We start from the raw sequence: 14,741 nt of genomic DNA, 5'->3' as shown, positions 1-14,741 counted from the left end.
ATGCCGGATGCCCGTCTGCGGCATCTGGTGGTAGATAGCAGTCAATGATCTGGTGACAAATATGGTCTTCGAAAACACGACAAAAAAACAATGGCTGAAAGTCGGCCTCATAGTACTGATAATAACTATCTTCCGCACGATGCTGCAGCCCCTGATCCCCGAGGGAGAGAGCAGCCCGTTCCCGCCCAGCGCATTCGTAGAGATGGGACTCGTCCCCGTGGCCTTCGTGATATACGGCGTCGTGATGCTGGGATTACTGGCCATAGTATTCGTCCTGATCCAGGACAGGCTGCCTGGAACCAGGCTGGTAAAAGGCCTCACGTTCAGCGTTGCGTTCGGCATGCTGTGGTTCATTGCGCTGCTGGAGCCATTACCCCACGGCACGTGGCAGCTACCAGAAGTTCTGTACTACCCGGTCGTTGACGGAGTAACCCTCGCATCGCTGGGATTACTGCTGGGCGCATTCGTTGCGACGGACTCTAAGAAGCCCGTGAGCCTGCGGATCTCGCCGGAACTGCTGGCATTAGTCGTAATCCCGGTAGTATTCCTCGTAGGGAGAGTAGTAAGCTACTATGTCCTGGGGATCTACTCCTCGGTCGATACCAGGCTCTTCGACACGATCCTCTGGACGTTCGTCTTCGGGCTGTGGATCGCAGTCATGTACCTGATGCTCAAGGCGGGCATCGCCGGGACATCCCCGCTGGCACAGGCGGCGTTTTTCGGAGTGATCATCTTCGGGATTAACCTGTTCCTCAACAACCTGTTCATGCCGATTCCGTTCGAGCTGAAGATCTGGGAGATGGGGACCTTCTCGTACATTGACCTGATCGCCAGGGCAGCGGTCGACATTATTGCTGTAACCACAGGCGCATTTATCTGCGAGAGAATAATTGCGGCCATAACTGGGCGGCGGGCGTCGCCCTAGAAGCTCACTTATAGATTATGCGTTTTTTGCGGGAGCGACGGTCTCGCCGACGCTCTCGCCGTATTTCAGGTAGGTACGGTAAACTGCCACCAGCAGTCCAACTGCCAGAGGGGCGGCAAAGAAGCCGGATATACCTCCTGCCAGCCCGCCACCGATGAAAGACATGATGATCAGCAACGGGTGAATATTGGACGCCCGGTTGATCAGGTAAGGCCTGATTATGAAGTCCGGTGGGAGATAGACGAATACAATGGCTGACAGGAAGAAAAGGATACCCACTACCGGGCTCCGGTAGATGTACAGGTAAGCTGCGACCGGTATGAATACCATCATTCCTGACAGGATCGGAACCATCGCTGCGACGAAGACGAAAGCTGTACACAGCGCCAGGTACGGGACGCCGAACAGGAAAAACAACACGGCAGACATTATGGCGATGAAGAGCGCCGTATAGAAGGTGCCGATGTAGATGCCGAAGAGAATACGGTCAGCCTCAACAGTAAAGAAGCTGACAGCAGGCTGAAATTTGGCCGGGGTCAGGCCCATTATCGTGCCAACGACTTTATGGCCGTCCTTCAGCAGGTAGTAACAGACAAAGATGGATACCAGCGCGTTGGTGCCCAGGAGCAGAATTGAAGTGAAGGTGTCCCGGAGAGGTATCGTCGCTGCAAACGCAAAGGCATATTGCGAGAGGTTCATCAGCACATTGTTCACCTGAGCGATCAGCTCCGCAGGCACGTTGAGAGACAATAGTGCCTCGTTAATCTGGGCCAGAGCATCATCTCCGTGGAGAGACAGCCAGGATATCTGGTTCCGGAGCTCGACGGCAGCAAACGAGAAGATGGCGAGGACCGGTATCAGGATGCAAAAAGTCGCCAGCAGGGGCGCATGTTTAGTATATTTCCCAAGGAAGTCCTTGATGGGCCGGGTCACGTAGGCGAAGAAAGTACCGAAGACGATGCCGTCCAGCAAAGGCCTGAAGAAGAATGCCACAGTTGCAACGATAAGCAAGACTATGAAAGCTACGGCAATCGGCCACTTATGGTCGTACAGGTAAGATATTATCCCGCCTCGGTTCTCAGACGTAGCCATATCGGTCAACCAGATCACTGTAGCTGTTGATCAGTTAATTAGTTAATGATTTGAGCACTGTCGGACAGATATACAGTAAAAAACATAGATTAAGTATGGTAGTAGCGTGCTAGAATCCGCCGACCATAGCGTGCTTTCTGGTAATCTGCAGGATGACGTCGTCGAGGACGTCTGCCGTGATGGTCTCGTCGAGGACGGGATCGCTTAAGAAGTACTTCTGGCCGCCATCGGTTACCTGGTAGATGTTCACGCCCTCGTGAGTCAACACATGTACCCGGGTATCTCCTGCCGCCTGCTTGCTCGATATTTTTTTGACCACCTCGTCTGTGGTCATGCCGACGACCGCTTCTCCGTAGACCAGATCGCTCTTATAGAAAATCTGGCCCCGCACGTTCACCCGGTATACGTTTACCCCCTGGTGTGTAAGCACTTTCGTCTTCATGGCTATTACCATATACCGGCTGGTATATAAATCCAGATGGAAGGCTGCGTACAGGGAATACTCTGGCAAGAATCCGGCCGGTAGGATATCGCGCCGGCCGCAACAAATATTCTAGTACTGTGGCGAAGCCTTACTTTTCTTTGGATTCCGCTTCCTTGCCCTCTTCGATAAGCTCCTTGACGCGCTGGCCGCCCTTTTGGCCGCCTTTCATGCCGCCCTTGTGCCCGATCTCCTGGTAGAATTCGTGGCCATGAGTCTCTGCAGTTCTCTCTCCGCCCTTGTGGCCGCCTTTTTCACCGATCTCCTGGTAGAACTCTTTTCCATGCGTTGCCGCAGTCTTTTCCCCGCCCTTGTGACCAGCCTCGGAAACGGACATTTCACCCTTCTTCTCTTTCTTCTCGGCCATAATTTACACCAACTGCCAGTAGTCAGCATAACGCCATAACCTCGCCTCACGTCATTGGCAGCCAGGGGTGGACAGAAGGACTTGAAAACCCTAAAAGGGCGTCCCAGCACCGCTGATGCGGTGATGTCGGGGCAAGTCGTATCCTGAAACGTGGTTATCGAGAGGCAGACCAGGTTATCTGGCAGGCTTCACCGGGTAATCCTTGGCCCTCCATGCGGTAAACCCGCCAGGCACATTGTAAACCTGAGTAAACCCGGCCTTCTGCAGGATGCTGGCGCCGAGGCTTCCCCTGTGGCCGACCGAGCACATGACTGCGACAGGGCGGTCCCGGGGCACGTCAGGCAGATCGGCTTTCAGGTACCCTACGAACCGTAAGATAGCTCCGGGCACTACGCCGCTCTGCCACTCCCGCGGCTCCCGCACATCGACGAGCTTTATGTCGCTGGTATCCATCAGAGGCTTGAGCGCATCCACCGGCAGCTGACCGGTGAACTCCACAGGCATGGCCGCATTCTGCCACTTCTCGAAGCCTCCCGACAGGTATCCTGGCACTTTATCGAACCCGATCCTGCAGAGGAACCGATCTGCGGTCCATGCATCTTCATCCTCATAAGGTACCAGCAGTAGTTCGGTTTTGTAGTCGAACATCCACCCGGGGAAAAGCGCCATGCCCCCCAGCCAGATATTATACGAGCCAGGGATATGCCCGCCGCCGAAGGCCTGAGGAAGACGGATGTCCACTACCTCTGCGTTTTTCCGCCTGAGCGCTTCATCGAAGGCCTGCACGCCCATAGGCATCGGAGAAGATCTGGAGTCCAGAGATGGCGGGCCGTTGAGGTTGTAGTCTTCCATCTTCAGGAAATACGGCGGCCGGACGAACTTTTCGTTGACCTTATACGTGATGAACTCATCCCGGCTCAGCTTCAGGTGAGGGTTGGTCCGTTTCTCGTAGCCGATCGTGCTCCAGTCCCGGTCTCCCATGCCCGACCCGCAGACAGAGCCGGCACCGTGGGCAGGGTAGAGTACCACCTGATCTCCCAGCGACAGTATTTTACTATGGATGGAATCGTACAGCTTCGCTGCGTTCACCTGCTTTTCAGCCTCGCCCGGCAGGTCAATACGGCCGGTACTGTTGACGAAAAGCGCATCTCCGGTGAAGGCTGCTATGGGCTCGTCAGGGTATTTTTGATCGTAGAGCACGTAGATCAGGCTTTCCGGGGTGTGGCCGGGCGTCTCAAGTGCCAGAAGACTAAGCTTGCCAAAGGATATACGGTCGCCATCCTGCAATGGCTGGCCATACTTGAAGGGCAGACCAGCACCATGGTAAATTGTAGCACCCGTCGCTTTCTGCAATTCGAGGGAACCGTGGACAAAATCCTCGTTCCGGTGGGTCTCGAAGATATACCTAATAACGGCCCCGCTTTCACGGGCGAGGTCGAGGCATTCCCGAAGGTCTGCAGGCTCCCGCCGGGGATCGATGACTACTGCCTCTTCCCCGGAAGCGAGGAAATACGTGTTATGAGCCAGGCCTTCTGCCTTCAGTATACGGATAATCATGCAATGGGCACCAGAATAATATTATGTTTTATATATAATATTGGTAACGGTACTCATTTCAGAAGATGCGATGACATGTTGCTGTGATCGCTACGGGCACGGAGTCTTTATTGTATTTATATACACAAAGATTATATTGGCAGGACATTTAAACAACTTTTAATATGAACAAGCTCGAACTGGAGGCCCTGATCTCAGCAGGAGAGACAGACAACATCGAGTTCAAGGAGTTTCTGAACCGGGAGACTCACCTGAACTCCAGGCGCATGGAGACGCTGGCCTGCCAGATGAAGCACAGAGTCATAGCGGGCAACGGGAGTGCTGTTTACGTTATCGGGGTGACGGACGCGGGCAACATGAAGGGCATCAGCCGAGAGGAGTTCGACGAAACTGTACTGGTGCTGGACAACATCGCCGCGGAGATAGAAGCGAAGGTCACGGGCAGGGAAGAGTACCAGGTCAATGGCGGCCTGGTCGGCCTCATCACAGTGGAGAGCACACCAAAGTCTTCAGAGCACATCCTTATCGGCACCGCGGGCCACGTCGACCACGGCAAGAGCACGCTGGTAGGCGCGCTGGTCACGGGAAAGTCGGACGACGGAGCAGGCAGGACCCGCATATTTCTCGATGTGCTGCCCCACGAGATATCCAGAGGCCTGTCAGCAGATCTTTCTTACGCAGTTTACGGCAGAAAGGGAGACAGTGTCATCCACCTGAAAAACCCGCTGAACAAGAAAGAGAGCGCCAACGTCGTCGCAGAATCGGACAAGATCATCTCGTTCGTGGATACTGTAGGCCATGAGCCCTGGCTGCGCACGACCATCCGGGGCATCGTCGGGCAGAAGCTGGACTACGGGCTACTTGTCGTAGCCTCAGATGATGGCGTGACCCATATCACCAAAGAGCACCTTGGCATTTTGCTGGCCATGGACCTCCCCGTGATCATTGCGCTCACCAAGGTCGATGTGGCGACCCCGGAGCAGATCAAGAAGACTGAGGCCAGCATCCACAACTCGTTAAAGCTCGTAGGCAGAGTCCCCTTCCGGGTCAAGACCCCTGATGACGTATTTATCGTGCGGGACAAGGCGCCTGAAGGCATCGTCGTACCCATCCTGCATACTTCCTCGGTCACCAGAGAGGGCTATGACCTGCTGGAACAGCTCATCTTCAGCCTGCCCAAGCGGAACTTGTTATCCAAGGAGCCTTTCCAGATGTACATCGACCGCATCTACCAGGTGGAAGGTGTCGGGGTAGTCTTAAGCGGTACGATAAAGCAGGGCGAGGTCGTTCCCAACGAGACCCTGTTCCTCGGCCCCACCAAGGAAGGCGCATTCGTTAAAGTGAAGGTGCAGTCCATCGAGATGCACCACTACAGGGTTAATAAAGGCGTGGCAGGAGATATCGTCGGCGTAGCCGTCAAAGGCATTCGGCCCCACGAGATCGTCCGGGGCATGATGCTGGCTAAAAACAAGCCGGAAGCCGCCCGGGAGTTCGATGCCGAGATCCTGATCCTCAACCACCCGACCAGAATCGGCATAGGGTACGAGCCAGTCATCCACCTCGAGACCATCTGTGAAGCCATCGAGGTCGTCGGCCTGGACGCCGGGTACATGATGGCCGGCCAGCACGGCAAAGCCCGGATGCGGTTCAAGTTCCGGCCCTACGTCGTCGAGCCCGGGCAGAAGTTCATCTTCCGCGAAGGCAAAAGCAAGGGCGTTGGCAGAGTTTTATAATTTTTCTACTTTCTGGCAACAGCCTTAAAGAACGTGTAGCAGAAGACGCCGTCGGCTTCGGCGGTGCGGTAGAGGTCTGCGATGCCTTTCTCCCAGGATGCCCTGTCGATCATGCCTTCTGATATCGCCTGTTCGCCCACGCCTTCGACCATGGCGGTGAAGGTCTTCTTCGTGAAGCCTTCGACGAGCTGCGGGCGGCTGAAATCTACGTAGACCATCCTCGGGGATACAGATACCTGGCCGAAACCGGCGCTCCTGAGAACCGGATACAGTCGCCTGCCTATCAGTGAGTCGCCCCCGGCCTGCCGCTGCAGGTTGACCAGGCACTGGATGGCTTTGTTTGCGGCTTCGCTCGCAGGGTGAAAGTAGGCGGACCCGTGGTCGCCCTCGATGGCGGTCAGAGTTCCGCCAGACTTAAGCATCCGCTTCAGGGCAGACAGGGCCTCATCGGGCTTATCGAGGTGCTCCAGCACGAAGCACAGGAAGATGTGATCAAAACTGTTTTCAGGGAAGGGCAGGTCGAAGATGTCGGCTGTTATAAATTCTACGTTGGTAATGCCCTTGCTGGCGGCCAGGGACTTCGCCTGTTCGATCGATACAGGCGAGAGATCTACCGAGGTAATCCTGGCACCGGGGCTTTTTGCTGCCAGGATCACGGTCTGGGCCCCTACTCCGCAGCCTGCCTCCAGTATCCTGCTGCCCGCCGGGTAGACGGTGTCGTGGTGCAGCAGCTCTTCGAGGGTACAAGCTTGATCATGCAGGCGAAAGTTTTCTCGATCAGAGTATCCGTGTACGTACTCATTATTGGTCATGGTGGACTCATCCCTGAATCAGTATTTCAGATGATATTGCAGCGCTTGTAGTATAAAAGTGTACTCCAATGTACAAGATTGTTCCGATAAGACATGCAGTAATCGATATTTGGATACATACTGATTTCACGCGGATAAACGATGACGACGCTCATTCTGACCCACGCCGATTCCGACGGTATCTGCAGCGGGGCGCTGGCCGTGGCGGCAAGCGAAGAGCCCACCATATACTTTACTAATCCCGTTTCGGTTATCGACGATGCTGCGGATGCAGAACAGTACGATAAGATCATCATCTGCGATATAGCGATCAACATCTCCACCTCAGAAGCGCTCAGGAAGAGGATGACCGCCCTGGCCGCAAAGCGAGACCTGACATACATCGACCACCACCCGCTGCCCGATGACTTCAGCGCGCCGTGGCTCGTCCACGATCAGAATGCCTGTGGCTCGTTGCTCACCTACTGGCACTTCAAGGATAAGCTCAACCCGGACATGAGCAGGGTGGCCATGTACGGGGCGATCGCCGACTTCCGGGACAATACGCCGCTTGCGAAGGAACTGGTGGCCCGGTGGGATAAGCGAAGCCTGTACTACCAGTCGGGCACGCTCTCCCAGGGCATCGAGATGGACCGGAAGAACTTCGACAGCAAACGCGACCTGGTGTTCGGCCTCTCGAAAAATATAATACCGTCCAACATGAACGGCCTGGTTAAAAAAGCAGTCACAGCTTCAAGACTCGAAGAAGAGCTCCGGGCCCGGGTAGCGCAGGGAGTCATCAAACTGAACAACCTGTCATATGTCGTAGATGCGGCCGGATTTATATCTAAAGCAGCCATCTACGCCCGCATCTATGGTAACACACGCGTCGGAGTATCTGCGGAGTTCCGGGAAAACAGGCACGCTTACGACATCAGCGTCAGGGCGGAAAACGATATCGACCTGAACCGGCTGCTCAACGACTCGGCCGTCAAATTCGGCGGCCACGGCGGCGGCCACCCCCAGGCCGGAGGGGGCAGGATACCGGAGCACAGGCTTAATGACTTTCTCGCCGACTTAGATGCGGCCATAGGCCGGGCAATTACTGAAAAAACCACCACAGCACTGTGACAGTACATACAGGAAAATAGAATGGTAAATTGAACCACGGCGGCACAGCGACACCAAGACAGAGCGACTCACGACAAGCCGGATTGTTAATAATAACCACGGCGGCACGGCTCTTCACCGGATTACTGGAAACTAAAGGTTCTAACCACAGCGGCACGGCGACACGGAGACAATGCGGGAAACGATGGCAGGATGGTTATTTACACCACGGCGGCACGGCGACACGGCAACAATCCGTACCCGAATATTAAGGCCCCATTTTTTTATTGATCCACGGCGGCACAGCGGCTGACTGCACGGAGACAATCCTTCCATTGTTACAATACCGGACAAACCAGGAAGCACTATAAAAAGTCGTTTACCGGCTTTGTGATCATGATATACTGAAACACCTGGCAAGTAAACCGTTTTTAGTTAATGGGCTGTCTCAGTGTCGCCGTGGACTTAAAAAGGAGTACCCTGCTATGACATCGCATTTGTCGCTGTGTCGCTGTGCCGCCGTGGTTTCGGTTACCATCCTGTTGTAGCAGATCGCCTTGTCTCTGTGTCGCTGTGCCGCCGTGGTTCAAACATTTGATTTCCAGTTGCCGGAATAAGGAGCCGTGCCGCCGTGGTAAAAAGATAGCGGTAGTGGTGTTAAGCTTTCAGCCCGAAGGACGTGAGGAGCATCGAAGGATCGAGCCGGCCATAGGTTTTTAAAGACCCGTCGAGGCCGTTGACCATGAGGCGGGCGGGGCCGAACATGGCGGGGTCGACTTTGGAGTAGTCGCCCTGGGCGTCTTTGAGGAGGGCCTTGAAGCTCTTGCCGTACACTTTCGACGCGTCGGCTGTTGCCGACTTGAACATGTCGTTTGCACCTTTTACGTACAGCGAAACCATGCCGTAGTAAGCGATGGCGTCAAGGGCAGAGCCCATGCACTCCTGATCGTTAGCACAGAGAGGTGCGACCGGCACTACTCCTGATGCGGAGGTAACGTCGCTGGTGTTATAGCCGAGCTGGAACAGGCGGTTCATGACCCATTCGACTGCCCTGGTGCTGGTCATGAAGGTGCCGACCACAGAGCCGGGCGGGGCTACCAGCGCCACGACGCACTCGGGGTCGGTAGAGCACTGTTTGGCGATGTTGTCGATTTCTTTTTCCGTGGGCAGGGCGGTGGCCTCGATGTTGATGATGGCGGTTTCGGCATCGTCCGAATAATTGATCGCCTGGTACAGGGCTTTGGGTTTCTGGGCGCTAGCCCGGGCGGGGCCGAACGCGGTGCCGGCGAACCCTTCCGCCTTCATTTTCCAGGCCGGCTTCTGGGAGCCGAGGCAGGCAATGGCAGGCCTGTCGATCCAGACCTGGGAGAACTGCAGGTAGAGCCCGTCGATGATGCCCGGGACCATGGATACCCGGCCCAGGCCGCCCATGGCAATATTGGCGTATAGCATACCTGCGCCTATGCTGCCGATCGTGTTGACGCCGCAGTCGATCACGGTAGACTGGTTTTCGAGGAAGTGCGACTTGACGTTCAGCTCTTCTTCTCTGTTCAACAACTCATCTACATAGCCAGTCACGTTTTCATTGATCGAGAACATCGGTAAAACCCACTTTCGCCTGTAAGGAGATGCATTATTCTATTAGCGTTATGACATAAAAGTATTGGTGGCCGGCTGGCAGGCAGGAAAAAATATTAAAACGTGTTGCGCCCACTACCGTGTAGCTTCACAATCGTGACAGCATGGTATAAATATAAAGAGATAAATAAAAGATGTGGTGTTCGCTTGGTCCTCTTTGAATTCCTCAGCAAGTACATAGTTGATTTAATCTGCACTTTCGGCTACCCCGGAATCGTTTTCCTGATGACGCTGGAGAGTGCTTGCATGCCGGTACCGAGCGAAATTGTCATGCCGTTCGCCGGGTTCGCCGCCCAGCAGGGCAGGCTGGACTTCTTCTGGGTGGGTATGGCGGGCAGCGTCGGCAGCTTGATCGGAGCCGTGCTCTCCTATGCGATCGGCTACTATGGGGGCCGGCCGCTGCTGGAAAAGTACGGCAAGTACTTCTTTGTCACGAAGCATGAGATGGACGTGGCCCACAACTGGTTCGAGAAGTACGGGGCGATGGTGATCTTCATATCGCGCCTTCTGCCCATTTTCAAGACGTTTATCTCTTTGCCGGCGGGCATAGCCCGGATGGACTTTAAGAACTTCACCATAGCTACGTTCGTCGGCTCGGTCCCCTGGTGCTTTGCCCTGGCCTATGCGGGGGTCCTGCTAGGCGAAAACTGGGGCCTGCTGGAGGAGTACTGGATCTACGTCGACATCCTCACCGGGCTGTGCGTCCTCGTCTTCCTCGGTTACCTGGGCTATAAGGCCCTCAAGTTCAAGAAGATCAGCGCAGCCCAGAAGGAAGCCCGGGGCATCAGATCAAAGTAAAAAGCTCAGGGCGATTTTTCTTTTTCTACAATGTCCCCGAAGGCGAAGGACGGCTTGACGTCCCGGATCTTCACCTTTAGCTTATCGCCGACGTTGCCGCCTTTGACGAATACTACGAAGTCGTCGACGTGGGCAATACCATCGCCGGTCTTCCCCATGGCATCGATGGTGACGTCGACCACGTTGCCTTTGCGCAGGCTGGTAGTCAGGAAGCCCTTGCCGATCACGTAGATCTCGGCGCTCTGCTCACGGGAAGCCTGGGATTTGTACGTCGTGGCATAGGAAAAGTGCTTTTCGACCTTTTTCACGTAGCCGTCGTACAGGTCGCCCTGGAATACTTTGACTACGAAGTGGCCGCCATTTTTGAGCAGCCTGGTCGCCACCTCGAGCGCGACAGTAGCCAGATCGATAGACCGGGCGTGATCGAGGGCCCAGTTGCCGGACAGGTTAGGCGCCGCATCGCAGATCACTGTGTCTACTTCGTCGACCAGCTCAAAGATCTTTGCCTGAGTCTCCGGGGCTGTCATGTCACCCTTGATCGTCTCGACCCCTTCGATAGGCTCGATCCGCTGGAGGTCGACGCCGATCACTGTGCCGCCGCCGTTGAGTTCTTTCGCCACCTGCAGCCATCCGCCCGGAGCCGCCCCGAGGTCCACTACTGTGTCCCCGTTCTTGATGAGGTGATGCTTCTTGTTGATGAATTGCAGCTTGAACGACGCCCTGGAGCGGTAGCCCATCTGCTTGGCTTTATTGTAATAGTAATCTCTCTTTTTTGCTGGCATGTTCAACACCGTATCAGGTGACCATGATTATCTAACTTTCGTAGATATCAGGTTTGGGGATAATTTCAGCACCACAAAAGTATTTATTCTATATATAGTTTATATATACCTATATATCCTACGTAGATTGCATATAGATATAGGCAGGCGACAGGTGAACTATGAGAGAGAATATGGAGACACGGAAGGTGCAGATCACGGGAGGCACGACACTGATCGTGTCGCTACCCAAGTCATGGGCCACAAAAGTCAACCTCAAGGGAGGCGACGAAGTCAGCCTGATACCACAGACCGATGGTTCGCTGGCGATCCGGACGAAAAATGCCCCTGAAGTTCACCAGACAAAGATGATCTTTATCGAGGGTAAAGACGGAGACAATCTCATCCGGGAGATCATTGGTGCCTACATCGCCGGTTACAACTCGATAGAGCTGCGGTCGAACAAAATACTGTCCAAGCAGCGAGATACCGTGCGAAAAACCGTCAACATGCTGATCGGCCCGGAGATCATCGAAGAGACCTCAGACAAGATAGTGCTCCAGGACATTCTGAACCCGGCCGAGCTGTCGGTGAAGAAGAGCATCAAACGCATGTATATGATCGTCAGCTCCATGCAGGAAAACGCGATCACTGCGCTGAAAGACAAAGACTTCGATCTGGCGCAGGACGTATCGGACCGCGACAGCGAGGTCGACAAGCTGTTCCTGCTCGTCTCCAAGCAGTTCCGCATGGTCATGCGCGACATCTCCATCGCCGACAAGTTCGACATGCCTATGGAAGAGCACCTTGATATGAGGCTATGTGCCACCCCGCTCGAACGTATCGGAGACCACTCCACCAAAATCTGCAGCATGGTGCAGCAGATCGGCTACAAGACTGTGCCCGACGACATCCTCGCAGCCATCGAGGAGGTCAACAGGCAGTCTATGAAGATCGTCGAAAACGCGATCGACGCCATGTTCAAGAGGAACATCTCTCAGGCCAACTCCACGTTTATCATGAGGCAGGAAGCCACGGAGAAGCTGCGAAAGCTCGACGAGGCTGTGCTGAAGCTAAGCTCCGACATTTCTGTGCCGCTGGGCATTATCCTGGACAGTATCGACAGGGTGTGCGACTACGGCTGCAATATCTCGGAAATCGCCATCAATTCCGCTGTATCTTCCACATCCAAGTAGTCTGCCGATCGGAGACCGGCCGCTGAAAGTGTGGGCGATTAAATAACTATCGCTTAATCAGCGGCACTTTCTAAATATTTCTATATAGTTTACAGGGTAAAACTATATACTCACCATTCCCTGATTACTGTTCATGGTAAAAATGAATACCGCACACAGCCAGGAGAAGAATGCCAGCACGCTGCTGCCATCGATCGAGAGCACGTGCATGGACTGCATCTTCTGGTACCAGTGCCGCAGGGGCGAAATCGACTGCCACCTGAGGCCGCTGCGATCGACTGAAAACACAGTAAGGGCTTAAAACCCCAACTATTTTAACCCGGATTTTGACGGTATAACCGACGGCTGGCATACCGTATCTATATATATCGTACCTTAACCGCACCGAAGTGATGCGCCGATTTTTCACGCGTAAAAGCACCTTTTTCGCATTTTTCTATATATTCTAAATATGACTATTGGGCTTACATAGGTTATATTTAACAATCCTTGGGCGTACTGACTTCTGAAGGTGAACAAGCAAATGATAAGCAGAAAACTACTGATTACACTGTTAACCATTGCACTTATCGGTACCAGTATGATGGTGCTGGGGTGCACCAGCACGACGCCGGTTGCGACGACCCAGGCCCCGGGAGTAGCGGGCACGATCAAGGTGGTCGGATCGACCTCGGTACAGCCGTATGCAACTGAACTGGCCGAGAGCTTTTCGGTCAAGTACCCGAAGGCTGATGCGCTGGTGTCCGGAGGCGGCTCGGGGGCAGGCATCAAGGCAGCTCAGGACGGGACCGCCCACATCGGCATGTCCTCCAGAGACCTGACCCAGGCTGAGAAGGATTCGGGCTTGAAGGAAATTGTGATCGCGTACGATGGCATCGCAGTCGTCTCCAACAATGCCAACCCGGTGACAGGGCTGACAAAGCAGCAGATCAAGGACATCTTTGCCGGTACAATCAAGAGCTGGAAGGAGGTCGGTGGCAACGATGCCCCGATCACAGTCGTGACGAGGGAGTCCGGCTCCGGCACCAGGACTGCGTTCCAGGAAATCGTCATGGGCAAGGCCAACATCACCGACAGCGCGGTAACCCAGGGCAGCACCGGCGGTATCACCCAGACTGTTGCAGGCGATAAGAATGCCATCGGCTACATCTCCTACGGCTCGCTCGACAACTCGGTCAAGGTCCTGAACGTCGACGGTGTCGCACCGTCTGCGGCGACCATCAAGGACAAGACGTACACGATCCAGAGGCCGTTCCTGTTCGTGACGAAGGGAGAGGTCACAGACCCGGTAGCTAAAGCGTTCATAGAGTACACGCTGAGCGAAGAGGGTCAGGAGCTTCTGGCTGCGGGCAAACTGGTGACAGTATAGATTGACCGGGCGGCGGTTATGCCGCCGCCACAAAGGACAAGCACAATAACGGTGATAACATGAGCAAGTCCGTGGAAAAGATCATTGAAGCAGGCCTGTTAGTATGTGCCCTGTCCTGTGTCATCACGATTTTTCTCATCATGGTTTTTATCGTAGCGCAGGGGCTTCCGGTGATCCTGAGCGAAGGCCCGGCAGCCTTCATCTTCGGCTCGAAGTGGAGCCCGGAGCACAACATCTACGGCATTCTTCCCATGATCATAGGGACCTTTGCCGTCACGATCCTGTCGCTGCTGATCGCGCTGCCTCTGGGGCTGGGCTGTGCCATGCTGATCTCCGAAGTGGCTCCGGCAGGCGTCCGGGACGTGATCAGGCCGGCTATCGAGACCCTGGCGGCGATACCGTCGGTCGTTTACGGCCTCTTCGGCATCATCCTGCTAGTGCCGTTCATTCGGGACTATATTGGGGGCAACGGGTTTAGCATTCTGGCAGGCGGCATTGTGCTCGCGGTTATGATCCTGCCAACGATCGTCAGCGTGTCAGAAGACGCTCTGAGATCTGTGCCCCGGGAACTGCGGGAAGGCTCGCTTGCTCTTGGCGCCACCCGGTGGCAGGTCATAACAGGAATTGTGACACCTACGGCGCTTTCAGGCATCGTCACCGGGGCAGTGCTGGCGATGGGCAGATCCATCGGGGAGACCATGGCGGTATGGATGGTGTGTGGCAACTCTACGCTGATACCCACCTCGATACTTGACATGGTCCGGCCTATGACAGCGGGGATAGCGCTGGAATGGTCGTACGCGTCGGGCAAGCACCAGGATGCGCTGTTTTCCATCGGCGTCGTGCTCCTGATCGTCATCATGATCCTGAACCTGATCATCTACTCTGCGAACAAAAAGAAGCTCAACGCAGGGAGGATGTAA

15 protein-coding genes are annotated in these 14,741 nt (G+C 54.8%); 8 read left to right on the top strand and 7 right to left on the bottom strand.

All coding sequences use genetic code 11. The annotated features are described in order from the left end of the window. The first annotated feature begins 61 nt into the window (after window positions 1-61). Window positions 62-925, top strand: coding sequence for a hypothetical protein (locus ACPLPM_RS08610; protein ID WP_424359832.1), 864 nt, complete (start codon window positions 62-64; stop codon window positions 923-925). Window positions 926-940: 15 nt separating this feature from the next. Here the strand turns inward: ACPLPM_RS08610 and ACPLPM_RS08605 are convergent, their stop codons facing one another. The 4 genes from ACPLPM_RS08605 to ACPLPM_RS08590 all read right to left on the bottom strand — a co-directional run bounded on the left by ACPLPM_RS08605 (window position 941) and on the right by ACPLPM_RS08590 (window position 4,422). Then, window positions 941-2,017, bottom strand: a complete 1,077-nt coding sequence (locus ACPLPM_RS08605; protein WP_424359957.1) for an AI-2E family transporter — start codon at window positions 2,015-2,017, stop codon at window positions 941-943. Between the two features lie 109 nt (window positions 2,018-2,126). After that, the gene (locus ACPLPM_RS08600; protein ID WP_424359831.1) at window positions 2,127-2,459 is read right to left on the bottom strand and encodes a hypothetical protein; all 333 of its coding nucleotides are present in this window, start codon (window positions 2,457-2,459) and stop codon (window positions 2,127-2,129) included. Between the two features lie 130 nt (window positions 2,460-2,589). Next, window positions 2,590-2,865, bottom strand: a complete 276-nt coding sequence (locus tag ACPLPM_RS08595) for a KGG domain-containing protein (RefSeq protein WP_424359830.1) — start codon at window positions 2,863-2,865, stop codon at window positions 2,590-2,592. 174 nt (window positions 2,866-3,039) lie between these two features. After that, window positions 3,040-4,422, bottom strand: a complete 1,383-nt coding sequence (locus tag ACPLPM_RS08590; protein ID WP_424359829.1) for an MBL fold metallo-hydrolase — start codon at window positions 4,420-4,422, stop codon at window positions 3,040-3,042. A 164-nt stretch (window positions 4,423-4,586) separates the two neighbouring features. Here ACPLPM_RS08590 and ACPLPM_RS08585 point away from each other — a divergent pair, with 164 nt between their 5' ends. Continuing rightward, the gene (locus ACPLPM_RS08585; protein WP_424359828.1) at window positions 4,587-6,155 is read left to right on the top strand and encodes a GTPBP1 family GTP-binding protein; all 1,569 of its coding nucleotides are present in this window, start codon (window positions 4,587-4,589) and stop codon (window positions 6,153-6,155) included. A gap of 5 nt (window positions 6,156-6,160) precedes the next feature. Here ACPLPM_RS08585 and ACPLPM_RS08580 read toward each other — a convergent pair whose 3' ends face one another. Then, entirely contained in the window at window positions 6,161-6,967 is an 807-nt protein-coding gene (locus ACPLPM_RS08580; RefSeq protein ID WP_424359827.1) for a class I SAM-dependent methyltransferase, read from the bottom strand. A 141-nt stretch (window positions 6,968-7,108) separates the two neighbouring features. Between ACPLPM_RS08580 and ACPLPM_RS08575 the strand changes: the two genes are divergently transcribed. Next, window positions 7,109-8,077, top strand: a complete 969-nt coding sequence (locus tag ACPLPM_RS08575) for a DHHA1 domain-containing protein (protein ID WP_424359826.1) — start codon at window positions 7,109-7,111, stop codon at window positions 8,075-8,077. A gap of 636 nt (window positions 8,078-8,713) precedes the next feature. On the opposite strand, the gene mch is transcribed toward ACPLPM_RS08575, so the two are convergent. Further along, on the bottom strand, window positions 8,714-9,655 hold the full coding sequence (gene mch, locus ACPLPM_RS08570; RefSeq protein WP_424359825.1) for a methenyltetrahydromethanopterin cyclohydrolase: 942 nt from the start codon (window positions 9,653-9,655) through the stop codon (window positions 8,714-8,716). Window positions 9,656-9,841: 186 nt separating this feature from the next. Here mch and ACPLPM_RS08565 point away from each other — a divergent pair, with 186 nt between their 5' ends. Then, window positions 9,842-10,492 (top strand): DedA family protein, encoded by a 651-nt coding sequence (locus ACPLPM_RS08565; RefSeq protein ID WP_424359824.1) that lies wholly within the window; start codon window positions 9,842-9,844, stop codon window positions 10,490-10,492. A gap of 5 nt (window positions 10,493-10,497) precedes the next feature. Here the strand turns inward: ACPLPM_RS08565 and ACPLPM_RS08560 are convergent, their stop codons facing one another. Beyond that, on the bottom strand, window positions 10,498-11,274 hold the full coding sequence (locus ACPLPM_RS08560) for a 23S rRNA (uridine(2552)-2'-O)-methyltransferase (protein WP_424359823.1): 777 nt from the start codon (window positions 11,272-11,274) through the stop codon (window positions 10,498-10,500). 173 nt (window positions 11,275-11,447) lie between these two features. Here ACPLPM_RS08560 and ACPLPM_RS08555 point away from each other — a divergent pair, with 173 nt between their 5' ends. The 4 genes from ACPLPM_RS08555 to pstC all read left to right on the top strand — a co-directional run bounded on the left by ACPLPM_RS08555 (window position 11,448) and on the right by pstC (window position 14,741). Beyond that, window positions 11,448-12,449 (top strand): PhoU domain-containing protein, encoded by a 1,002-nt coding sequence (locus tag ACPLPM_RS08555; protein WP_424359822.1) that lies wholly within the window; start codon window positions 11,448-11,450, stop codon window positions 12,447-12,449. Window positions 12,450-12,582: 133 nt separating this feature from the next. Then, window positions 12,583-12,750, top strand: a complete 168-nt coding sequence (locus ACPLPM_RS08550) for a hypothetical protein (protein ID WP_424359821.1) — start codon at window positions 12,583-12,585, stop codon at window positions 12,748-12,750. Window positions 12,751-12,972: 222 nt separating this feature from the next. Further along, window positions 12,973-13,818 (top strand): phosphate ABC transporter substrate-binding protein, encoded by an 846-nt coding sequence (locus ACPLPM_RS08545; protein ID WP_424359820.1) that lies wholly within the window; start codon window positions 12,973-12,975, stop codon window positions 13,816-13,818. 59 nt (window positions 13,819-13,877) lie between these two features. Continuing rightward, entirely contained in the window at window positions 13,878-14,741 is an 864-nt protein-coding gene (gene pstC, locus ACPLPM_RS08540; RefSeq protein ID WP_424359819.1) for a phosphate ABC transporter permease subunit PstC, read from the top strand.

The organism is Methanocella sp. MCL-LM (assembly GCF_049676595.1).
Taxonomy (GTDB): Archaea; Halobacteriota; Methanocellia; order Methanocellales; family Methanocellaceae; genus Methanocella_A.
The sequence above is the reverse complement of the archived record's forward strand: the minus strand, read 5'-3'. Positions and strand labels throughout refer to the sequence as shown.